This is a genomic window from Cupriavidus basilensis (genome assembly GCF_000832305.1).
Classification (GTDB): Bacteria; Pseudomonadota; Gammaproteobacteria; order Burkholderiales; family Burkholderiaceae; genus Cupriavidus; species Cupriavidus basilensis_F.
On sequence record NZ_CP010536.1, the window covers coordinates 958,940 to 979,707 of the forward strand.

General features: G+C 66.2%; 16 protein-coding genes, 1 tRNA gene and 1 pseudogene. 14 read left to right on the plus strand and 4 right to left on the minus strand.

The features are described from left to right. Nucleotides 1-148 precede the first annotated feature (148 nt). The 4 genes from RR42_RS04320 to RR42_RS04335 all read left to right on the plus strand — a co-directional run bounded on the left by RR42_RS04320 (nt 149) and on the right by RR42_RS04335 (nt 4,953). Nucleotides 149-2,473 carry a DNA translocase FtsK gene (locus RR42_RS04320; RefSeq protein ID WP_043344443.1) on the plus strand — a complete coding sequence of 775 codons (2,325 nt, stop codon included), beginning with the start codon at nt 149-151 and terminating at the stop codon, nt 2,471-2,473. A 133-nt stretch (nt 2,474-2,606) separates the two neighbouring features. Next, on the plus strand, nt 2,607-3,245 hold the full coding sequence (gene lolA, locus RR42_RS04325; protein ID WP_043351351.1) for an outer membrane lipoprotein chaperone LolA: 639 nt from the start codon (nt 2,607-2,609) through the stop codon (nt 3,243-3,245). Nucleotides 3,246-3,253: 8 nt separating this feature from the next. Beyond that, a complete protein-coding gene (locus RR42_RS04330; protein ID WP_052494443.1) occupies nt 3,254-3,673 on the plus strand; it encodes a hypothetical protein in 420 nt (139 codons plus the stop codon). 236 nt (nt 3,674-3,909) lie between these two features. Beyond that, the gene (locus tag RR42_RS04335) at nt 3,910-4,953 is read left to right on the plus strand and encodes a Fe(3+) ABC transporter substrate-binding protein (RefSeq protein WP_043344445.1); all 1,044 of its coding nucleotides are present in this window, start codon (nt 3,910-3,912) and stop codon (nt 4,951-4,953) included. 201 nt (nt 4,954-5,154) lie between these two features. Here the strand turns inward: RR42_RS04335 and RR42_RS04340 are convergent, their stop codons facing one another. Continuing rightward, nucleotides 5,155-5,835 carry a hypothetical protein gene (locus RR42_RS04340; RefSeq protein WP_043344447.1) on the minus strand — a complete coding sequence of 227 codons (681 nt, stop codon included), beginning with the start codon at nt 5,833-5,835 and terminating at the stop codon, nt 5,155-5,157. Between the two features lie 208 nt (nt 5,836-6,043). After that, nucleotides 6,044-7,705, minus strand: a complete 1,662-nt coding sequence (locus RR42_RS04345) for an ABC transporter permease (protein WP_052494444.1) — start codon at nt 7,703-7,705, stop codon at nt 6,044-6,046. A 210-nt stretch (nt 7,706-7,915) separates the two neighbouring features. Between RR42_RS04345 and RR42_RS04350 the strand changes: the two genes are divergently transcribed. The 6 genes and pseudogenes from RR42_RS04350 to RR42_RS41590 all read left to right on the plus strand — a co-directional run. After that, complete coding sequence (locus RR42_RS04350; protein WP_043351356.1) at nt 7,916-8,977, plus strand: ATP-binding cassette domain-containing protein; 1,062 nt, start codon at nt 7,916-7,918, stop codon at nt 8,975-8,977. 104 nt (nt 8,978-9,081) lie between these two features. Next, complete coding sequence (locus tag RR42_RS04355) at nt 9,082-10,461, plus strand: replication-associated recombination protein A (RefSeq protein ID WP_052494445.1); 1,380 nt, start codon at nt 9,082-9,084, stop codon at nt 10,459-10,461. A gap of 157 nt (nt 10,462-10,618) precedes the next feature. After that, the gene (gene serS, locus RR42_RS04360; RefSeq protein WP_043351360.1) at nt 10,619-11,932 is read left to right on the plus strand and encodes a serine--tRNA ligase; all 1,314 of its coding nucleotides are present in this window, start codon (nt 10,619-10,621) and stop codon (nt 11,930-11,932) included. Nucleotides 11,933-12,010: 78 nt separating this feature from the next. Next, nucleotides 12,011-12,100: transfer RNA gene (locus tag RR42_RS04365), tRNA-Ser, on the plus strand. A 277-nt stretch (nt 12,101-12,377) separates the two neighbouring features. After that, on the plus strand, nt 12,378-13,247 hold the full coding sequence (locus RR42_RS04370) for a DUF1653 domain-containing protein (RefSeq protein WP_052494752.1): 870 nt from the start codon (nt 12,378-12,380) through the stop codon (nt 13,245-13,247). A 430-nt stretch (nt 13,248-13,677) separates the two neighbouring features. Then, nucleotides 13,678-14,091, plus strand: a pseudogene (locus RR42_RS41590) (phosphatase PAP2 family protein); the annotation flags it as partial. Nucleotides 14,092-14,248: 157 nt separating this feature from the next. Here RR42_RS41590 and RR42_RS04375 read toward each other — a convergent pair. Together RR42_RS04375 and RR42_RS04380 are read right to left on the minus strand one after the other, a co-directional pair. Beyond that, the gene (locus RR42_RS04375; RefSeq protein WP_043344452.1) at nt 14,249-15,562 is read right to left on the minus strand and encodes a hemolysin family protein; all 1,314 of its coding nucleotides are present in this window, start codon (nt 15,560-15,562) and stop codon (nt 14,249-14,251) included. An 85-nt stretch (nt 15,563-15,647) separates the two neighbouring features. After that, entirely contained in the window at nt 15,648-16,601 is a 954-nt protein-coding gene (locus tag RR42_RS04380) for a LysR family transcriptional regulator (RefSeq protein WP_043344454.1), read from the minus strand. A gap of 137 nt (nt 16,602-16,738) precedes the next feature. Here RR42_RS04380 and RR42_RS04385 point away from each other — a divergent pair, with 137 nt between their 5' ends. The 4 genes from RR42_RS04385 to RR42_RS04400 all read left to right on the plus strand — a co-directional run bounded on the left by RR42_RS04385 (nt 16,739) and on the right by RR42_RS04400 (nt 20,681). After that, nucleotides 16,739-18,001: a D-amino acid dehydrogenase gene (locus RR42_RS04385; RefSeq protein ID WP_043344455.1), complete on the plus strand. Its 1,263-nt coding sequence runs from the start codon at nt 16,739-16,741 to the stop codon at nt 17,999-18,001. Nucleotides 18,002-18,105: 104 nt separating this feature from the next. Next, a complete protein-coding gene (locus RR42_RS04390; protein ID WP_043344457.1) occupies nt 18,106-19,026 on the plus strand; it encodes a glutamate/aspartate ABC transporter substrate-binding protein in 921 nt (306 codons plus the stop codon). A gap of 167 nt (nt 19,027-19,193) precedes the next feature. Beyond that, nucleotides 19,194-19,991: a transporter substrate-binding domain-containing protein gene (locus tag RR42_RS04395; protein ID WP_043344459.1), complete on the plus strand. Its 798-nt coding sequence runs from the start codon at nt 19,194-19,196 to the stop codon at nt 19,989-19,991. A gap of 30 nt (nt 19,992-20,021) precedes the next feature. Then, complete coding sequence (locus RR42_RS04400) at nt 20,022-20,681, plus strand: amino acid ABC transporter permease (RefSeq protein ID WP_043344462.1); 660 nt, start codon at nt 20,022-20,024, stop codon at nt 20,679-20,681. Nucleotides 20,682-20,768: the final 87 nt, after the last annotated feature.

The following is a 20,768-nucleotide window of genomic DNA, read 5'->3' on the forward strand; positions in this document are numbered from 1 at the left end:
GCCTTGATGCGCACTAGCGTGAATCGAAACCAGCATTATAAGTGGACCGGCGTTTGCTCACTGTTGCAAATTCCAATGGGAGCGATAGCCCTGGCCAAGGTTAAAATGGCCGGCACCACCCTCTTCCGTTGGCAACCCAGATCCAGGCATGGCCCGAGCTACTACCACAACACGTACCGATCCTTCCGCGCTGCCCTCGCGCATCGGCAAGCTGCTGGGCGAAGTGCGCTGGTTCCTGTTGCTGGCGGTCACACTGGCCTTTGTCTGCATCCTGGCCAGCTACAGCAAGGCTGACCCTGGCTGGTCGCACGCCAACCATGTGGCCGACATCCACAACCTCGGCGGCCGCGTGGGCGCCTGGATGGCCGATGTGCTGTTCTTTATCTTCGGCTTCTCCGCCTACTGGTGGGCGGTGTTGCTGGTGCGCCGCTGCTGGCGCGGCTGGCGCGCGCTGACCGCCGAGTTGCCCGAGCGCAACGGCGAGGCCCGGCAGGGCCTGGTGGTGAGCTGGATCGGCTTTGGCCTGTCGCTGACCGCCAGCATGGGCCTGGAGGCCATCCGCATGTATCCGCTGCGCGCCGCGCTGCCACGCGCCCCGGGTGGCGTGCTGGGCGACCTGCTCGGTGGCTGGATGCAGATGGCGCTGGGCTTCACCGGCGCCACGCTGCTGCTCTTGCTGACGCTGGCCATCGGCCTGTCGCTGTTCTTCCATTTCTCGTGGCTGTCGGTGGCCGAGCATGTGGGCGGCTTCGTCGAGACGCTCTTCCTCGGCTTCAAGGCGCGGCGCGAAAGCAAGCAGGATCGCATCATCGGCGAGGCGGCCAAGGTCGTGCGCACCGAAACCGTGGAAGTGCAGCGGGTCAAGATCGAGGAGGCCACGCCGGTGCAGATCGTGCGGCCCCAGGCGGTGCCCAAGCACGAACGCGTGGAGCGCGAGAAGCAGCAGCCGCTGTTCGCCGATATCCAGGACTCCGACCTGCCGCCGCTGGCGCTGCTGGACCCGATCCCCACGCACCAGGAAACCGTCAGCGCCGAAACGCTGGAATTCACCTCGCGCCTGATCGAGAAGAAGCTCAAGGATTTCGGTGTCGAGGTCAAGGTGGTGGCGGCCTACCCGGGCCCGGTCATCACCCGCTACGAAATCGAGCCGGCCACCGGCGTCAAGGGCAGCCAGGTGGTCAACCTGGCGCGGGACCTGGCCCGTTCGCTGTCGCTGGTTTCCATCCGGGTGGTGGAAACCATTCCCGGCAAGGTCTACATGGGGCTGGAACTGCCCAACCCCAAGCGCCAGACGGTGCGGCTGTCCGAGATCCTTGGCTCGCAGGTCTACAACGAGAGCGCGTCCAACCTCACGATGGCGCTGGGCAAGGACATCGCCGGCAAGCCCATGGTGGCCGATCTGGCCAAGATGCCGCACTGCATGGTGGCGGGCACCACCGGCTCCGGCAAGTCGGTGGGCATCAACGCCATGATCCTGTCGCTGCTCTACAAGGCCAAGGCCGAGCAGGTCAGGCTGATCCTGATCGACCCGAAGATGCTGGAGATGAGCGTCTACGAAGGCATCCCGCATCTGCTGTGCCCGGTGGTGACCGATATGCGCCAGGCCGGCAACGCCCTGAACTGGGCGGTTGGCGAGATGGAGCGGCGCTACAAGCTGATGAGCAAGCTGGGCGTGCGCAACCTGGCCGGCTACAACAAAAAGATCGACGAAGCCGCCTCGCGCGAGGAGAAGCTTCCCAACCCGTTCAGCCTGACCCCGGACGCGCCCGAGCCGCTCGAGAAGCTGCCAATGATCGTGATCGTGATCGACGAGCTGGCCGACCTGATGATGGTGGTGGGCAAGAAGGTGGAAGAGCTGATCGCGCGCATCGCGCAGAAGGCTCGCGCCGCCGGCATCCACCTGGTGCTGGCTACGCAGCGTCCGTCGGTCGACGTGATCACCGGCCTGATCAAGGCCAACGTGCCGACGCGCATCGCCTTCCAGGTCAGCAGCAAGATTGATTCGCGCACCATCCTCGACCAGCAGGGCGCGGAAGCGTTGCTCGGCATGGGCGACATGCTCTACCTGGCACCTGGCACCGGCGTGCCGATCCGCGTCCACGGCGCCTTTGTCTCCGACGATGAAGTGCACCGCGTGGTCGAAAAGCTCAAGGAAGGCGGCGAGACCAACTACATCGAGGGCATCCTTGAAGGCGGTGTGGCCGAGGGCGACCTGGGCGGCGATGGCATGGGCGGTGGCGCGGGCATTGGCGGCGGCGGCGAAGCCGATCCGCTCTACGACCAGGCTGTCGACGTGGTGCTGAAGAACCGCCGCGCCTCGATTTCCCTGGTGCAGCGCCACCTGCGCATCGGCTACAACCGTGCCGCGCGGCTGCTGGAGGACATGGAAAAGGCCGGCCTGGTCTCCGCCATGTCGGGCAACGGCAATCGCGACATCCTGGCCCCGGCGGGCACCGCCCGCGAGGAAGAATAAGCGGCCGCACGTAACATGTTGTTACGTGCGAAGCACATCGTTGCGGAATCCGGCGCGTGCGCGCCGCTCTAACCGGACAGGCAGTGCAGCCGCCCCGGCGGTGCGCACCCTCCAACCCAGCAAGGACAACACCATGCGAATCCGCATTCTCGCGTCGGCATGCGCCGCGGCGGCCATGCTGTCGCTGACAGCGACGGCGGCCATGGCGGCCGGCACCGACCAGCTCCAGGCCTTCGTGGCGGGCGTGAAGAGCGCCAAGGGCGAATTTACCCAGCGCCAGGTCAAGGGGCAGGGTGACAGCCTCAAGGTGGCCGGCACCTCCAGCGGCACCTTCGCTTTTTCGCGCCCTGGCAAGTTCACCTGGCGCTACGTCAAGCCGTACGACCAGTTGCTGCAGGCTGACGGCCAGACGCTCTACATCTACGACAAGGACCTCAACCAGGTCACAGAGCGCAAGCTCGATGGCGCCCTCGGGTCCAGCCCCGCCGCGATCCTGTTCGGCAGCAACGACCTGGAAAAGAACTTTGTCGTGAAGAACGGCCCGACGCGCGACGGCGTGGAGTGGCTTGAGCTCACGCCGAGAGCCAAGGACACGCAGTTCGAGCGCATCGGCATCGGCTTCAAGAGCGGCAACCTGGAAGCGATGGAGTTGCGCGATGCCTTCGGCAACACGACGCTCCTGACCTTCAGCGCGATGCAGAAGAACCCCGTGCTGCCGGCAGACACCTTCCGCTTTGCGGTGCCCAAGGGCGCCGATGTGCTCAAGCAATGAGGCGCGCCATGATCCCCGCATTCCTGACCCGGCCGGCCTGGCACCGTTGCGGTGCCGTTGCCGGCATTGCCGCCGCAGCGTTGCTGGCCGCCTGCGCCAGCCCCGGTGCCAGCAAGCAGTTCGACGTGGATGCCTTCCTGCGTGCCTCCGATACGGCGCTGCCGGAAGTGCTTGCCAATCCGGATTTTCTCTCCGCCACGCAGGCCAGCGCCAACGATTGCGCCGTGCTGCTGCAGTCGGTCGGCAGCGGCGTGCTGGAAGGGCTGCCGCCAACCGGCGGCGGAAATGGACCCGCCTGGCTGCTGCATCCGGCGGGCGCCCCGGCCAAGGTGTGGCTGGTGGTCAGCAAGACCGGCGGCGAGCGGACCTGCCATGGGCCGCTGCCTGCCGATGCCATGAAGGCATTGGTGGAACGCGCCAGTACCTGAGTGTGATGCACGGATAACGCCGGGCGCAATCGAAGACCCGGCGGTATCTGCCGTCCCGGTCCGCGTTTCAGCGTCCCGATCGGCACTTTTACCTCCCCAGGCTTACCGCGAGAAAAGTGACAACGTTGTAACTTGACTGCCAAAACGGGAATGATTATTGTTTCTAGGTTGTCTTGTCCAGGATGCATGGATGGCATCGTCAGGACGGCATACAACAATCATCGAAGAGGAGAGTCATGACCGTATTCCGCCGCTTGCTGCCACGGGCCACAGCGCTTGCCGCGCTCGCTGTTCTGACGCTGCCGCTCGCCGCGCACGCACAAGAAAAGGTGCTGAACCTTTACACCGCGCGCCACTACCAGACCGACGAAGCGCTCTACGCCAACTTCACCAAGCAGACAGGCATCAAGATCAATCGCATCGAAGGCCAGGAAGACCCGCTGCTGGAGCGCATCAAGAGCGAGGGCGCCAACAGCCCGGCCGATGTGTTCATCACCGTCGACATCGGCCGGCTATGGCGGGCCCAGCAGGCGGGCGTGTTCGCGCCGCTCAAATCGAGCGTGCTGGAGTCGCGCATCCCCGCCAACTACCGCGACCCGAACGGCGACTGGTTCGGTTTCTCGGCTCGGGCCCGCGTAATCGCCTATAACAAGGCCGCGGTCAAGCCCGGCGACATCAAGACCTACGAAGATCTCGCCGATCCCAGGTGGAAGGGCAAGCTGTGCATCCGCTCCAGCGGCCACGTCTACAACCTGTCGCTGATGTCCAGCCTGATCGCCCATGACGGCGAGGCCAAGACCGAGCAATGGACGCGCGGCGTGGTGGCCAACCTGGCGCGCGCGCCCAAGGGCGGCGACACCGACCAGCTCAAGGCCGTGGCGGCGGGAGAGTGCGATATCGCGGTGGCCAACACGTACTACATCGCCCGTATCCTCAAGTCGGCCAAGCCCGAGGACAAGGCCGTGGCGGAGAAGCTTGGCGTGCTGTGGCCCAACCAGGCCAGCCAGGGCGTGCACATGAACATCTCCGGCGGCGGCATGCTCAAGCATGCGCCCAACAAGGCGTCCGCGCGTGCGTTCCTGGAGTACCTGGCCAGCAATGACGCGCAGCGTTATTTTGCCGATGGCAACAATGAGTGGCCCGTGGTGGAAAGCGTGAAGATCAGCAATCCGGCGCTGGAAGCGCTGGGCAGCTTCAAGGCGGACAAGATCAACGTGGCCGAACTGGGCAAGCACCAGCCGCAAGCGCAGAAGCTGGCGGACAAGGCTGGCTACAAGTAAGAGGCTGTTTCAAAATGAAGCGAAGCGGTTCTGGCTAGGCGCGCGGCCGCAGACAGTACAAGTGGTACGGCAAGGCCGCGCAACGACGCCAGAATCTTTTTGAAATGGCCTCTAAGAAATCAAGAAGAGGCCAGCGCGGCCTGGCCGGCGGGACGGGGATGGCGGCGCGAGCCGCCATTTTCTATTTCCCATTCTCCATTTCTATGGCTTGGGCAGGGGCCTGGCTTTGGTCCCCGGCCCCTTGGCGGCGTTGCTCTCGCCGCCGTCTCCAGGTTCAAGGCGGCGGAAGCTCAGCTTCGCGCCGCGCTCCCTGTGCTTCTCGAAGGTCACCTTCAACTGCTCGCGCCGCTTCTTGTGCGAGTGGCCCAACGTGCCAGCCGCATATGGCAGCTTGGCCACCACCTTGCCCGCGGTCTGGCGCTCCAGGAGCACGTCCAGCGCTTGCCGCGCGCGTACCTGTGCTTGCAGCAGCGCGTCCGAGGGATTGGCCTTGGCGCGGATCATGTCGTAAGGCAACATGACCGGCCCGGCAAGCTGGCGCAGTGCTGCGCGGATGTGCGGGCTGTCCAGCCCGGCCTCCTGGAGCACCCAGGCCGCGTCATGGCGCAGCCAAGGCTCCGGGTCGCCGAGCTTGCGCAGCAGGGCAAGTGAGATATCTGCCTGAAGGTAACCATGCGCGCGCCGCACCGCATTGAGTGCGATGCGCCTGACATGGAAGTTCTCGTGATCGAACAGGTCCGCCACAAGGCGCTCGACCATGCCCGGTTTTTCCAGTTGCTCAGCCAGTTGGCCCGCCAGGGCGATTTCCTCGACGGCGCTGATCCGGTCTTGCTGGGTCATCCGGTTCAGCTTGAACACGAGCATGCGGTAACGAAGCTGCATAACACTCCCTGAAAACGCTGCGAACAAATGCCGGGCAAGGATTGCGGCCGGCACAGTCAGGTTGCGGCGCGAAGCACGTCAGCGGTGGGGGCAGACCGCCTGGCTCGCACGAAAAGGGGTGCGGCGGGCCGGGGCGCAGCTTCGGACTAGGGGGATATCGGCAAGACGTTGGAGAACTTTAGGAAAATCCGTGGGCGGCTTGGCCGGCCTATTCCCTAGCATCCCGCGCATCCCGCCGTATCGAGCGCGACAGCAGGATCACCGGCAGCAGGCCCACTGCCACGATGACCAGCGAGGCGGTGGCGGCCTCGGCCAGTCGCTCGTCGGAGGCCAGGTTGTATGCCTGCACGGCCAGCGCGTCGAAATTGAACGGCCGCATCACGAAGGTGGCGGGCAGCTCTTTCATGACGTCGACGAAGACGATCAACGCCGCGGTCAGCAGGCTGCCGCGCAGCATTGGCAGGTGCACGCGCCGCAGCGTGGCGCCGGGGCCGTGGCCCAGGCTGCGCGCCGCCGCGTCCATGCCCGGCGTGATCTTGACCAGGCCCGCGTTGACGGTTTGCAGGGCCACGCCCAGAAAGCGCACCAGGTAGGCATAGACCAGCGCAGCAATGCCGCCGGTCAGCAGGAGCCCGGCCGACCATCCCAGATGCTGCTGCAGCCATGCCGACATGGCATTGTCCAGTCGCGCCACCGGCACCAGCACGCCGACCGCTACCACCGAGCCGGGCAGGGCATAGCCCATGCCGCACACCCGCGTCAGCCCGCGCAGCAGCCAGCCCCGGCCGGCGGCCATGCCGCGCCCGGCATAGCCGATCACCAGCGCGGCCAGCACCGCGATCAGCGCGGTCACGCTGGCCAGCAGGAAGCTATTGCGCACCAGGCCGATAAAGCGCTGGCCGAACTGCGCGTCGCCTTCGGCCAGCGCCATCTTGCACAGCATCAGCGCCGGAATGGCAAAGCCCAGCAGCACCGGCACCGCGCATACCAGCAGCGCCAGCGCGGCGCGCCAGCCATGCAGCCGGTAAGCCGGCGCGCGGCGCTGGCCACCGTGCACGCGGGCGCGGCCCCGGCTGGCACGCTCGACCAGCAGGATACCGATCACGAACAGCAACATGCAGGCCGACAACTGCGCTGCCGCGTTCTTGTCGCCCAACGAGAACCAGGCGCGGTAGATGCCCGTGGAGAAGGTCGGGATGCCGAAGTAGGCCACGGTGCCGAAATCGGCCAGCGTCTCCATCAGCGCCAGCGCTGTACCAGCCACGATGCCGGGGCGCGCCAGTGGCAGCATCACCCGCCAGACGCTGCCCCAGGTGCCATAGCCAAGCAGCCTGGCCGCTTCCAGCGTGTTCAGCGTTTGCTGCAGGAAGGCCGCGCGCGCGGTCAGGTAGACGTAGGGATAGAGCACCAGCGTGAACAACACGATGGCGCCGCCCAGCGAGCGGATATCCGGGAACCAGTACTCCCGGGCGCGCCAGCCGGTCAGCTCGCGCAGCCAGCTTTGCAGCGGGCCAGCGAACTGCAGGGTATCGGTATAGGCGTAGGCGATGACATAGGCCGGCATCGCCAGCGGCAGCACCAGCGCCCATTCCAGCCAGGCCCGTCCGGCGAACCGGTAGGTGCTGACCAGCCACGCGGTGGGCACGCCCACCAGCAGCACGCCGGCGCAGACGCCGGCCAGCAGCCACAGCGTATTGCCAACGTACTCGGCCAGGACTGTGTCGGCCAGATGCCGCCAGGTGTCGCCGCTGGGCTCGAACAGGCTGCCAGCCACCTGCGCAATCGGCAGCGCGATCAGCAGCGCGGCCAGGGCGGCAACCAAGGCTAGCGGGTGCAGGCGGCGGGTACGGCTAGGGCGAAACAGGCTCATGCGGCAGCGGCGTAGGTGTCGGTATTGGCGAGGGACGGGGCGTGGCCCGGCGGCGGGGCGCGGCCGGTAGGCCTTCGGGCAGGCCATCGGGCAAGCCCCGCATTCTAGCAATGCGGATACGCCGGGCGACGCATCCGCATGTGACAGACATCCAGGGCCTGCGTCCATATAATGCTCGGCATGCCAGGCCACCCGCATTCCAATTCGTCCATGCCCGCACGATCCGATATCGTGATCGAGGTCGATCGCATTCACCATGGCTTCGGCAGCCAGCGCGTTGTCGACGACCTGTCCTTCACCCTCGCGCGCGGCAGCATTGCCTGCCTGCTCGGCCCCAGCGGCTGCGGCAAGACCACCGTGCTGCGCGCCATCGCCGGATTCGAGCCGCTGCGCGAAGGCCGCATCCTGCTGCAAGGGCAGGTGATGTCGTCGCCGGGGTTTGCCGTGGCGCCCGAGCACCGGCACATCGGCATGGTGTTCCAGGATTACGCCTTGTTCCCGCACCTGAACGTGGCCGACAACGTCGCCTTCGGGCTGCATGCCGTGCGCCGCGGCGAACGCGCGGAGCGGGTCGAGGAAATGCTCACGCTGGTGGGCCTGGCCGGTTCCGGCGGCAAGTTTGCGCACGAGCTCTCGGGCGGCCAGCAGCAGCGCGTGGCGCTGGCGCGCGCACTGGCGCCGAAGCCGGAGCTGCTGCTGCTCGACGAGCCGTTCTCCAATCTCGACGTCGACCTGCGCGAGCGCTTGAGCCTGGAGGTGCGCGACATCCTCAAGGCCCAGGGCACCACCGCCATTCTGGTCACCCACGACCAGTACGAAGCCTTTGCCATGGCCGATGAGATCGGCGTGATGCACGCCGGCGCCATCGAGCAGTGGGACAGCGCGCATAACCTCTATCACCGGCCGGCCACGCGCGTGGTCGCTGACTTCATCGGGCAGGGCGTGCTGATGCCGGGCCTGCTTGCCAGCCCGCACTCGGTCACGCTGGAACTCGGCACGCTGCATAGCAGCGAGCCGTTGGGCGTACCGCCCGCAACGGCAGAGGTCGATGTGCTGATCCGCCCCGACGATATCGTGCACGACGATGACAGCCCGCTGCGCGCGAAGATCCTGCACAAGGCCTTTCGCGGTGCCGAGATCCTGTACACGCTACGCCTGGCCGGCGGCGGCCAGGTGTTGTCGCTGGTGCCTTCGCATCATGACCATGCGCTCGGCGATCACATCGGCATTCGCGTGGAGGTGGACGACGTGGTGGCGTTCCGGCGCGGCTGAGCGGGCCGCGCGGCCGGCCGCGCGCGATGGTCTACACTGTCAGGTTCCTGGGCGCAGCCGGCACGCACCGTGCGCGCCTGACCTGACTTAAAGGCCTGAATACCGTGGCGGACACGCTGTTTTCCGAAGCTCCCGATCGTTCCCAACAACCCCTGGCCGAGCGTCTGCGCCCGCGCAATATCGATGAGGTGATCGGCCAGCAACACCTGCTTGGCGCTGGCAAGCCGCTGCGGGTGGCGTTCGCGTCCGGCGAGCCGCACTCCATGATCCTGTGGGGCCCGCCCGGCGTGGGCAAGACCACGCTGGCGCGGCTGATGGCCACAGCCTTCGACGCCGAGTTCATCGCGCTGTCGGCGGTGCTGTCCGGCGTCAAGGACATCCGCGAGGCAGTCGAGCGTGCTGAGCAATACCGTGCCCACGGACGGCGCACGCTGGTGTTCGTGGACGAGGTGCACCGCTTCAACAAGAGCCAGCAGGATGCCTTCCTGCCGCACGTGGAAAGCGGGCTGTTCACCTTTATCGGTGCCACCACCGAGAACCCGTCCTTCGAGGTCAACGGCGCCTTGCTGTCGCGCGCCGCGGTCTACGTTCTCAAGAGCCTGGACGACGCCGAGCTGACGCAGCTGGCGCGGCGCGCCAGTGAAGAGCTGGGCGGCCTGCAGTGGGAGGACGAGGCGCTGCAGCTGATCGTGGCCTCGGCTGATGGCGATGGCCGCAAGCTGCTCAACAATATCGAGATCGTGGCGCGCGCCGCGCGCAGCGCCGGCGCGCCGGTCATCGACAACGCGCTGCTCGGCAGCGCGCTGTCGGAGAACCTGCGCCGCTTCGACAAGGGCGGCGACGCGTTCTACGATCAGATCAGCGCGCTGCACAAATCCGTGCGCGGCTCCGATCCCGATGCCACGTTGTACTGGTTCTGCCGCATGATCGACGGCGGCGCCGATCCGCGCTACCTGGCGCGCCGCATCGTGCGCATGGCGTGGGAGGACATCGGCCTGGCCGATCCGCGTGCCGCCCGCATCACGCTGGATGCCGCCGAGACCTACGAGCGCCTGGGCTCGCCGGAAGGCGAGCTCGCGCTGGCGCAAGCCCTGATCTACCTGGCCGTGGCGCCCAAGTCCAATGCCGGCTACAACGCCTACAACACCGCGCGCGCCTTCGTGGCCAAGGACAAGTCGCGCGGCGTGCCGGTGCACCTGCGCAACGCGCCGACCAAGCTGATGAAAGAGCTGGGCTACGGCCACGCTTACCGCTACGCGCACGACGAGCCCGAAGCCTATGCCGCAGGCGAGCATTATTTCCCCGATGACCTCAAGCGGCCGGGCTGGTACAAGCCCACGCCGCGCGGGCTGGAAGGCAAGATTAGCGACAAGCTGCGCCACCTGCGCGATCTTGACGCGCAGTGGCTCCGGCAGCAGGGCAAAGGCAAGGGCCGGGGCGAGGGCGGTGGCGAAGGCGGCGGCGAGGGCGGCGCAGCGCAATAGCACGCATCACCCCTGGCCGGCGGCATGTCCCCGCGAACAGCGGGCGCTCCGCCGGCTTGTTCTCCAGCCAGCGGTTCGGCGTGGGCCCGGGCCAGTACAGTAAAATGCCAGATCCGCCAGCATGTCGCTGGCCAATGCACCTGCCCTCACACGCAACATGCTAGACATCCAGCTGTTCCGCAAAGACATCGACGCCGTGGCGCAACGCCTTGCCACGCGCGGATTCCAACTCGACGTAGCGGCCTTCCAGGCACTCGAAGCCGAGCGCAAGCAACTGCAGACCCGGACCGAGGAGTTGCAGGCGCGCCGCAACAGCCTCTCCAAGCAGATCGGCATGCTCAAGGGCAAGGGCGAAGACGCCTCGGCGGTGATGGCCGAAGTCGGCGGCATCGGCGACGCCCTCAAGGCCTCGGCCGCGCGCCTGGAAGAAATCCAGGCCCAGCTCGCCGAGATCATGGAAGCCATCCCCAACCTGCCGCACGAAAGCGTGCCGGTGGGCCGGGACGAGACCGGCAACGTGGAGGTGCGCCGCGTCGGCACGCCGCGCAGCTTCGACTTCGAGGTCAAGGACCACGTCGACGTGGGCGAGCGCCTCGGACTGGATTTCGATACCGCGAGCAAGGTCACGGGCTCGCGCTTTGCCATGCTGCGCGGTGGCATCGCACGCATGCACCGCGCGCTGGTGCAACTGATGCTGGACACCCACACGATCGAGCACGGCTACACCGAGATGTACGTGCCTTACATCGTCAATGCCGCCTCGATGCGCGGTACCGGCCAGTTGCCCAAGTTCGAGGAAGACCTGTTCAAGGTGCCGCGCAAGGTCGGTGGCGAGAACAGCGAGGGTGGCGAGCGCACCGAGAACTTCTACCTGATCCCCACGGCCGAAGTGCCGCTGACCAACATCGTGCGCGACGCCATCGTGGCCGGCGACAAGCTGCCGCTGCGCTTCGTTGCCCACACGCCTTGCTTCCGCTCGGAAGCCGGCTCCTACGGCCGCGACACGCGCGGCATGATCCGCCAGCATCAGTTCGACAAGGTCGAGCTCGTCCAGGTGGTGCAGCCCGAGCATTCGTTCGACGCGCTCGAGCAGCTCACTGGCCACGCCGAAGCTATCCTGAAGAAGCTGGACCTGCCGTTCCGCACCATGGTGCTTTGCACTGGCGACATGGGCTTTGGCAGCACCAAGACCTATGACCTCGAAGTGTGGATCCCCGCGCAGGGCACCTACCGCGAGATCAGCTCCTGCTCGAACATGGGCGACTTCCAGGCCCGCCGCATGCAGGCCCGCTTCCGCGCAGGCCAGGGCAAGCCGGAACTGCTGCACACGCTCAACGGCTCCGGCCTGGCGGTTGGCCGCACGCTGGTGGCGATCCTGGAGAACTACCAGAACGCCGACGGCTCGCTGACAGTGCCGGCCGCATTGCAGCCGTATCTGGGCGGCTTGACGCGCCTGGAGCCCGAGGCGTAAATTTTCACGCGAGGGGCTTGCAGTGGAAACGAGATTTCCTCTATAATCTTGTTCTTCGCGACAAGCGACCCAGTTACCGGAGAGGTGGCAGAGTGGTCGAATGTACCTGACTCGAAATCAGGCGTAGGTGCGAGCCTACCGTGGGTTCGAATCCCACCCTCTCCGCCAGCAGTACGCAAAGCCCCACGATTCCTTGAGAGTCGTGGGGCTTTTGCTTTGGGGGTACGGTTCGCGCGCGTTGCCGGCTCACGCGATATCCTCTGCGCGCCTTCATTGGGCGGGCCTGGGCAGGGGAGCCTTCGGGCTCGCCGGATCCTTTTCGCCGGTGCGCCAACCTTGCCTTGCGCCCTCCCACCCTGATTGGCGCCGGGGTGCGGGATCGGGACAAGCGGCCCCGCGTGGTCAATGCACTATCATGACGCTGCTCCGATTTGAACAGCCGCTCATGACACAGTCTTCTTGCCAGCCTTCCCCGCACGCCTTGCCCGGCGCAGAGGGGTCCTCCGACTATCTCCACGGCATGCCCTACCGCCACTACAAGGGCGGCGCCTACGCCATCGTTGGCCTCGGCGTGATCGAGTCGGACCTGTCGCAGGTGGTGGTGTATGAGTCAATGCGGGACCGCTCCCGCTTGTGGGTGCGGCCGCTGGAGGTGTTCGGCGAAAGCGTGGACACGCCGCAGGGCATGCAAGCGCGTTTTGCGCCGGATTGGCCGGCCGCGCTGGCTTGCCTGGACTTCTTGCCGCGCGCGACGGTGTTGCAGGTGCTGGCCTGCTACGACGCGCCTTACCGGCATTACCACGATCGCCACCATGTGCTGGAGATGTTCGCGCTGGCGCAGGCGCGCGGCATTGCGCTCACGCCCGCGCAGGCGCTTGCCGTGCTGTTCCACGACGCGATCTACGTGCCGGGCTGCGAGCACAACGAAGCGGCGTCGGCCGCGTTGATCGAGACCATGGTGAGCGGGGTCGATGTGGCGGTGACAGCGCTGGCCGCGCGCATGGTGATGGATACCTGCGGGCATCGTGCATCGGTGCCTGAGTCCGAGGTGGTGCTGGATCTGGATCTGTCCCGGCTGGCTGCGCCGGACGCGGAATTCGACGCCTGGACTGTCGCTGTGTTCGAGGAAAACAAGGCGCTGCTGGCCAATCGCACCGGCCTGTCTGGCGATGCCCTGTACGCGGCATTCATGCAGCGGCGGATCGCGTTCCTGCAGGCGATGGCGCAACGGCCGCAGTTGTTCCTCACGCCAGCCTTTGCCGATTGCGAAGCGCCGGCACGCGCCAATATCGCGCGCATGGCGGCGGGGGGCTGAGCCGATGGTGGCCGCTCCCGTTCAAGCGCTCGCGGCCGTCCAGCCGGCTGGCGCGTCCTGGCTCACACCGGCAACGGCGCTGGGCGTGGTGGGCCTTCTCGCCTTGTTCGCGTTGTTGCTGCTCTGTGTGGTGCGCGGTTTGCTGCTGGTCATCCGCCCGCTGGTGCGCAGGCTCGATACCGCGCGCTTGCGTGGCCGCGAGGCGCTGCGCGCGCGCGACACGCAGCCCTGGCCGCGCGTGGCCGGCATGCTGGAGCGCGATATCGTCGAGCTGCTCCTGCTGGCCGCAGGCGGTGTGCTGTTGCTGGCTTGCGCGGCCGCGTTGCTGTGGCTGGGTGAATCCATCGCCGAAGGCGCGCCGCTGGTGCAGGTGGACCAGGCGGTGTTCGCGCAGCTTCGCGCGTGGCAGCAGGGCTGGCTGGATACGGTCATGGTGGCGCTGACCGAGCTGGGCGGCGCGCGGGTGTCCGTGGCCGTGGGCGTGGCGGTCTTTGGCTGGCTGGCGTGGCGCCGTGCCTGGGTGGCGGCAGCGTACTGGGTGGGGGCGCTGATTGGCGCACGCGCCTGCGTGATGGTGCTCAAGCTTGCCCTTGAGCGCAGCCGGCCGGCCAGCATCTACGGCGGCCTGGAGTCGTATTCGTTTCCCAGCGGCCACGCCACCAGCAGCATGGTGACCTATGGCTTCCTGGCCTTCCTGCTGTGCCTGCGCCAGCCGTGGCGCGTACGGATGCCGGTGGTGGCGCTGACGGCGGTGGTGGTCACGCTGATCTGCCTGTCGCGGCTCTACCTTGGCATGCACTGGCTGTCCGACGTGCTGGCGGGCTGCGCGCTCGGCTTTGCCTGGATCGTGCTGCTGGGCACCGCCTATGCCACCTTGCATGCACCGGAACGCCTGGCGCCGCTGCGCCTGGGCGCGGTTGCCGCCGCAGCGGTGGTGGTGGTCGGCACGTGGATCGTGGTGTTCCAGTTGACCGGCACGGTCGAGCGGTATCGCCGCGCGCTTACGGCTGGAACGGCTCCGCCTGCGGCAGCCGCGAAACCAGCAACTGATCGATCTTGTGATGGTCGATGTCCAGCACTTCAAAGCGGAATCCCGCGGCCTCGATCGCTTCCGACTTCTTCGGGATCCGCTTGAGCGTGTAGATGACGAGCCCGGCGGCGGTGTCGACGTAATCCTCGCCGGGCAGCTCGTCGAGCTCCAGCGCCTTCTTCAGGTCCACCAGCGGCGTGACGCCGTCGACCAGCCATGAGCTTTCGTCGCGCTGCACGATCTGTTCATCCTCGGTGGAGTAGATGATGTCGCCCATCAGCGCGCCTACGATATCGTCCAGCGTGACGATGCCCACCACCAGCCCGTACTCGTTCATGACCACCGCAAAGTTCTGGTGCATCTCGCGAAAGCGCGTGAGCGATTCGGTGAGCGTCAGCGTGTCCGGGAGCACCAGCACGTTCTTGTCGTGGTGCTTGCCGATATTGCCGATGTTGCCGATCACGCCGGTGGAGTCGTCGGCGAGGAACAGCTGGAGGATGTCTTTCGAATCGATGTAGCCCAGCACGTCGTCGAGGTTGTGCCCGCACACCGGATATTGCGCGTGCGGATAGTTGACCAGCTTGCGCCGCAGGCTGTCGGCCGATTCGTCCAGGCCGATGTAGACCACATCGTCGCGCGGGGTCATCACCGCGGTGACGTTCTTCGCGTCCAGCTCGAACACGTTCTCGATCAGGTGGATCTCGTGTTTGTGCAGCACGCCAGCCTCCGCCCCGGCATCGACCATGGCGGCGATGTCCTCCGAGGTGATCTGGTCGATGTGCTTGGTGGGCACGCCGAACAGATGCAGCGTGGCATTGGCGGCACCGTTGAACACGTAGACCAGCGGCTTGAAGATCTTGATGAGCGTTAGCATCGGCCCGATCACCGCCAGCGCGCAGGCCTCGGGAAACGTCATGGCGATGCGCTTGGGGATCAGGTCGGCGAACTGGATGAACAGCAGGGTGACGATCAGGAAGGAGCCGACATTGGCGATGCGCTGGGTGGTGACCACATCCAGGTAGGGCAGCAGCGCCGTCTGCAACAGGTCGGAGACATGCTTCTCGCCGACGATACCGGCCAGGATGGCCACGCTGTTGACGCCGATCTGCACGATGGTGAAGAAGTTGCCCGGCTCCTCCTTGAGCAGCATGATCTTGGTGGCGCGGCGGTCGCCACGCTCGGATAGCGTCTGCAGCTTGGTGCGGCGCGATGCGGTCAGCGCGATCTCGGAAATCGAGAAGAAGGCGCTGATCAGGATGAGGAGAAGCAGGGTTAGGGCGAACATAGGTTTGGGAAAGCACCGTTCAGGCACTTTGATGATGGTGCACGGCACACGGTACTGTCAAATTCCGCGAGGGCTGCGGGGCGTTTCACCTAGGCGCATGCTCAAAACTGACCGCCGGCGCTTCCAGCCGCCGCGGCAGCGCGGCAGCCAGCTCCCGTGCGGCGGCGGCAAACTGTTCGCGCATGGCGTCGGCCAGGCTGGAGCTGCCGCGGTGGCTGGCGCGCAGCAGCTGGATCTCGAAAGGCAACGCGGGCTTGACCTCGTGCAGCGAAACACGCTCCGGGTTTGCGCCCAGCGCGGTGTACTGGTCGAGCAAGGTGAGGCCCAGGCCGGCATCGACCAGGGCCAGCGCCAGCGAATAGGTCTGGACTTCCAGCGTGGAGCGCGGCTCAAGCGCATTGCGCGCCAGCGTCTGGCGCACCAGCAGCCCAAGCGAGCTGTTGTCGTCGTAGGCGATGAAGGGGCGCTCAACCAGCTTGTGCATCGGCACGTCGGCCCGCCGGCCGCGGGCCGCCAGCGGCTCGCCGCGCGGCGCCGCCAGCAGCATCTGGCCGCCCGCTACCGGTTCGCTGATGATGGCTTCGTGGCGCGGTGGCGAGAATGCGAACCCCAAGTCGATCTGGTTAGCCAGCAGCCCTTGCACGATCTCGTCGGTGTGGTGGGTGAGTACCTGGACCTGGGTGTCGGGATGGCGCGCGCAAAAGCGGCGTACGGCTGGCACCAGCAGCGGATTGGCCAGGCTGGGCGTGGCCGCCACGCGCAGGCGGCCGGCGCCTTTGTGGCGCAGGCTTTCGGAGACACGGCGCACCCGCTCGATCTCGCCGTATAGCCGCTCGACATCGCCGTACAGCGCGCCGGCTTCCGGCGTGGCCTGCAGCCTGCCTTTTACCCGGTCGAACAAGCGAAAGCCGAGCGTGGCCTCGGCATGCTGCAGCACGCGCGTGACCACCGGCTGGGAGACGTGCAGCAGGCGCGCGGCCTCGCTGACGGTGCCGGTCAGCATGACCGCGCGAAAGACTTCGATCTGACGCAATCGCATGTGCAAGGGGAGGGCGCTGCAGCAAAGCGGCACCCATAGCCTAAAGACATATTCTTGCACGTATTGGCATTGGGCAAGGCGGGCTGCGTGGTCTACCCTGTGTCGGGTCGAAAAGGACCGGATCAAAGAGGCGGGTGATGAAGGTTGTGATCGTAGGGGCGGGCGTGATCGGGATGAGCGCGGCGTGGCGGCTGGCGGGCGACGGGCACGAGGTGACCGTGCTGGAGCGGCGCGACGGCCCGGGCGAGGAAACCAGCTTCGCCAACGGCGGGCAGCTCAGCTATAGCTATGTGGCGCCGCTCGCCGGGCCGGGCGTGCTGGCCAAGGTACCCGGGTGGCTGCTGCGCGCCGATTCGCCGATGCGTTTCCGGCCATCGGCTGACCCGGCGCAGTGGCGCTGGCTGGCCGCGTTTGCACGGGCTTGCAATGCCTCGGCCAGCGAGGCCGCTACGCGCAAGCTGCTGCGGCTGGCCTTCTACTCCCGCGACCTGATGCAGGCCTTTGTCGACAGCCAGCCGGCGGACTTCGGCTTTGCCCGGCGCGGCAAGCTGATTGTGCACCGCGACGCGGCCAGCTTTGCTGCGGCGTGCCGCCTGCTCGATTACCAGGCCAGCCTGGGCTGCGAGCAGCAGGCGCTGGATGGCGACGCGTGCGTGGCGCTGGAACCGGCGTTGGCCGGCATCCGCGGCGCGATTGCCGGGGCGATTCACACGCCGAGCGAGGAGGTGGCCGATTGCCATCGTTTCTGCCTGGCGTTGGCACAGTTGCTGCATGACCGTCCTGGCGTGTCGCTGCGCTTTGGCACCAGCGTGCTGGGCATCGAGCGCGAAGGCGATCGCGTGAGCGGCGTGCGTACCGATGCCGGCATCGAGCGGGCGGATGCCGTGGTGGTGGCTGGCGGCATCGGCAGCGTGGCCTTGCTCAAGCCCCTGGGCGTGCAGGCACCGCTGTGGCCACTCAAGGGCTACAGCATCACGGTGCCGATCCGCGATGGCGAGCGCGCGCCGCACATCAGCATCACCGATGCTGCGCGCAAGATCGTCTATGCCCGCATCGGTAACACCTTGCGCGTGGCGGGCATGGCCGACCTGGTGCGCGCGGATACCAATATCGACCGTGCCCGCATCGCCACGCTGGCCTGTGAGACCCGCACGCTGTTTGGCGGCATGGCGCCGGGCATGGAGCCGGAGCAGCTGCAGCCCTGGGCGGGCCTGCGCCCGGCCACGCCGACCGGCCTGCCGATGGTGGGCCGCTCGGGCGTGCGCGGCCTGTGGCTCAACATCGGCCACGGCGCGCTTGGCTTCACGCTGGCCATGGGCAGCGCAGGTTTGCTGGCCGATGGCCTGGCCGGGCGCAAGCCGGCCATCGATGACACCGATTTCGCCGCGATGCTGGCTTGACGGGCAGCGTTGCGGGGCAGTTTTTTCGTTTGCATTACCACTGAGAAACACCGCTTCACGACCAGGCAGTACCTCGAGCCATTCCCACCCAAGGAGAAAACGATATGAAATCGCAGGTCCGCTCCAACCGATTCTCCCGCTGCCTGCTGGCGGTTGCCATGCTGGCCGGCACCGCAGGCGCTGTCAGCAATGCGCACGCCGCCGACGGCGATACGCTGCGCAAGATCAAGGAAACCGGCGTGATTTCGCTGGGCTATCGCGAGTCCTCCATCCCGTTCTCCTATACCAACGGACGCGATGTGATGGGCTACTCGCACGAGATCCTGCTGCAGATCGTCGACAAGGTGAAGGCGCAACTGCAAAACCCCAAGCTCGATATCAAGCTGGTGCCGATCACGTCGCAGAATCGCATTTCGCTGATGCAGAACGGCACCATCGACATCGAGTGCGGCACCACCACCAACAACCTGGAGCGGCAGAAGCAGGTAGCGTTTTCCAACAGCCTGTTTGTCTACGGGCTGCGCATGCTGACCAGGAAGGATTCGGGCGTGAAAGACTTCCCGGATCTCAAGGACCGCAACGTGGTGACCACCGCTGGCACCACGGACGAGCGCCTGCTGGTCAAGATGAACGGCGAGAAGACCATGAACATGAACCTGATCAGCGCCAAGGACCACGGCCAGTCCTTCCTGATCCTGGAGACGGGGCGCGCGGTGGCCTTCGTGATGGATGAGCCGCTGCTTTACGGTGAGCTGACAAAGGCCAAGAGCGCCAATGACTGGACCGTGGTGGGCACGCCGCTGCAGACCGAGAACTACGCCTGCATGTTCCGCAAGGACGATCCGTCCTTCAAGGCGCTGGCCGACGGCGTGATCGCCGACCTGATGACCAGCGGCCGCGCCGAGCAGTTGTACAAGAAGTGGTTCCAGTCGCCGATTCCGCCGCGCAACATCAACCTGAACTATCCGCTGTCGGCCGACATGAAGGATCTCTACGCCCATCCTAACGACAAGGCGTTCCAGTAATTGGACCACTTCAAGCGTGGCGGGGCAGGGCGAATCGTTATTGCTGTTCGACGCGAAATTGCGCTAGGCTAAAAGCCGGCTTGCGCGCTTGGCGGACCAACGCCGGGCCAACGCTTGCCGGACCGACGCGGACGCCGTCCGCGTCGGCTGTGCTGACTGGAGAACATATGCGATCGCTTCGTACTGGCTGTCTCAACGCCCTGTTCGCCGTTTCGCTGCTGGCGGCCGGCGCCGCCGCGCAGGCCGCCGACCTGCTCGATACCGTAAAGCAGGCCGGCGTGCTCAAGATCGGGCTGGAAGGCACCTATCCGCCATTCAACTACCGCGGCAGCAACAACCAGCTGGAAGGCTTCGACGTGGATGTGGCGAAGGGCGTGGCGGCCAAGCTGGGCGTCAAGCCGGAGTTTGTCACCACCGAGTGGAGCGGCATCATTGCCGGGCTGCAGGCCGGCAAGTTCGACGTGATCGTCAACCAGGTCGCGGTAACGCCGCAACGCAAGCAGGTGCTGGATTTCTCCACGCCTTACGTGTATTCGGCGGCGCAGCTGATCCAGCGCAAGGATGACAACCGGCAGTTCAAGTCCCTCGAGGACCTGAAAGGCAAGAAGCTCGGCGTGAGCCTGGGCAGCAACTACAACGAACTGGCCAAGTCGGTGGCCGGCATCGATGTCAAGACCTATCCGGGCGCACCCGAATACCTGCGCGACCTGGCCGCGCAGCGCGTGGATGCCGCGCTGAACGACCGCCTGATGATCGGTTACCTGATCAAGACGTCAAACCTGCCGCTGCGGCCCGGCGCGATTGTGGAAGGCGGCAATTCCGAGGTGGCGATCCCCTTTCGCAAGGACAATCCGAAGTTTGCGCAGGCCATCGACCGCGCGCTCGACGAGATGCGCAAGGACGGCAGCCTCGGCAAGCTTTCGGCCAGGTGGTTTGGCAGTGACGTGACCAAGCCGGCCAGATAAGCGCGGGCACGCCTCCCGCCAGGGCTTTCCATGTCCGCTCTCCAGCTCGTTGCCACATCGCTGCCCGTGCTGCTGCAGGGCATGCTGCTGACCATCAAGTTCGCGCTGCTGTCGATGATCTTCGGGCTGGTGCTCGGCACCGTGGTGGCGTTGATGGGCATCAGCCACCAGCCCGTGCCGAAGGCCGTCGCACGCGCCTACGTCAGCATCATGCGCGGCACGCCGCTGCTGGTGCAGATCTTCGTGGTGTATTACGGCTTGCCGGGCATCGGCATCGCGCTGGAACCCACCCCGGCGGGCGTGCTCACGCTGAGCCTGAACGTAGGGGCGTATCTCTCGGAGAGCATGCGCGGCGCTATCCTCGGCATCCCGCGCGGGCAGTGGCTGGCGGCTTACAGCCTGGGCCTGACGCAAGGCCAGGCCTTGCGCTACGTGATCGGCCCTCAGGCGTTGCGGCTGGCGGTGCCGAGCCTGTCGAACAGCCTGATCAGCCTGATCAAGGACACCTCGCTGGTGTCTGTGATCACGGTGACCGAGCTGCTGCGCACGGCCCAGGAGGTGATTGCCGCGACCTACCAGCCGTTGCCGCTTTATCTTGCCGTGGCTGCTATTTATTGGATGCTCAGTACGGCGCTGGCGCATATGCAGCGCTTGTTGGAGAGGCGGCTGTCGTTGCCGGGGAGGCATTAGGGGTGGGGGTATAGGTGGCTTTGTACCCAAGGGTCATACGGCAGTTGGGTACAAGACGCCAACGCCAACGCCAATCAAAATCCGAAA

Excerpts from the sequence above, each read along its gene's own strand:
- serS (WP_043351360.1), top strand. The coding sequence starts at position 10,619 with ATGCTAGACATCCAGCTGTTCCGCAAAGACATCGACGCCGTGGCGCAA.
- RR42_RS04375 (WP_043344452.1), bottom strand. The coding sequence starts at position 15,562 with ATGTTCGCCCTAACCCTGCTTCTCCTCATCCTGATCAGCGCCTTCTTC.
- lolA (WP_043351351.1), top strand. The coding sequence starts at position 2,607 with ATGCGAATCCGCATTCTCGCGTCGGCATGCGCCGCGGCGGCCATGCTG.
- RR42_RS04350 (WP_043351356.1), top strand. The coding sequence starts at position 7,916 with ATGCCCGCACGATCCGATATCGTGATCGAGGTCGATCGCATTCACCAT.
- RR42_RS04345 (WP_052494444.1), bottom strand. The coding sequence starts at position 7,705 with ATGAGCCTGTTTCGCCCTAGCCGTACCCGCCGCCTGCACCCGCTAGCC.
- RR42_RS04385 (WP_043344455.1), top strand. The coding sequence starts at position 16,739 with ATGAAGGTTGTGATCGTAGGGGCGGGCGTGATCGGGATGAGCGCGGCG.
- RR42_RS04400 (WP_043344462.1), top strand. The coding sequence starts at position 20,022 with ATGTCCGCTCTCCAGCTCGTTGCCACATCGCTGCCCGTGCTGCTGCAG.
- RR42_RS04330 (WP_052494443.1), top strand. The coding sequence starts at position 3,254 with ATGATCCCCGCATTCCTGACCCGGCCGGCCTGGCACCGTTGCGGTGCC.
- RR42_RS04370 (WP_052494752.1), top strand. The coding sequence starts at position 12,378 with ATGACACAGTCTTCTTGCCAGCCTTCCCCGCACGCCTTGCCCGGCGCA.
- RR42_RS04390 (WP_043344457.1), top strand. The coding sequence starts at position 18,106 with ATGAAATCGCAGGTCCGCTCCAACCGATTCTCCCGCTGCCTGCTGGCG.
- RR42_RS04380 (WP_043344454.1), bottom strand. The coding sequence starts at position 16,601 with ATGCGATTGCGTCAGATCGAAGTCTTTCGCGCGGTCATGCTGACCGGC.
- RR42_RS04335 (WP_043344445.1), top strand. The coding sequence starts at position 3,910 with ATGACCGTATTCCGCCGCTTGCTGCCACGGGCCACAGCGCTTGCCGCG.
- RR42_RS04320 (WP_043344443.1), top strand. The coding sequence starts at position 149 with ATGGCCCGAGCTACTACCACAACACGTACCGATCCTTCCGCGCTGCCC.
- RR42_RS04340 (WP_043344447.1), bottom strand. The coding sequence starts at position 5,835 with ATGCAGCTTCGTTACCGCATGCTCGTGTTCAAGCTGAACCGGATGACC.
- RR42_RS04395 (WP_043344459.1), top strand. The coding sequence starts at position 19,194 with ATGCGATCGCTTCGTACTGGCTGTCTCAACGCCCTGTTCGCCGTTTCG.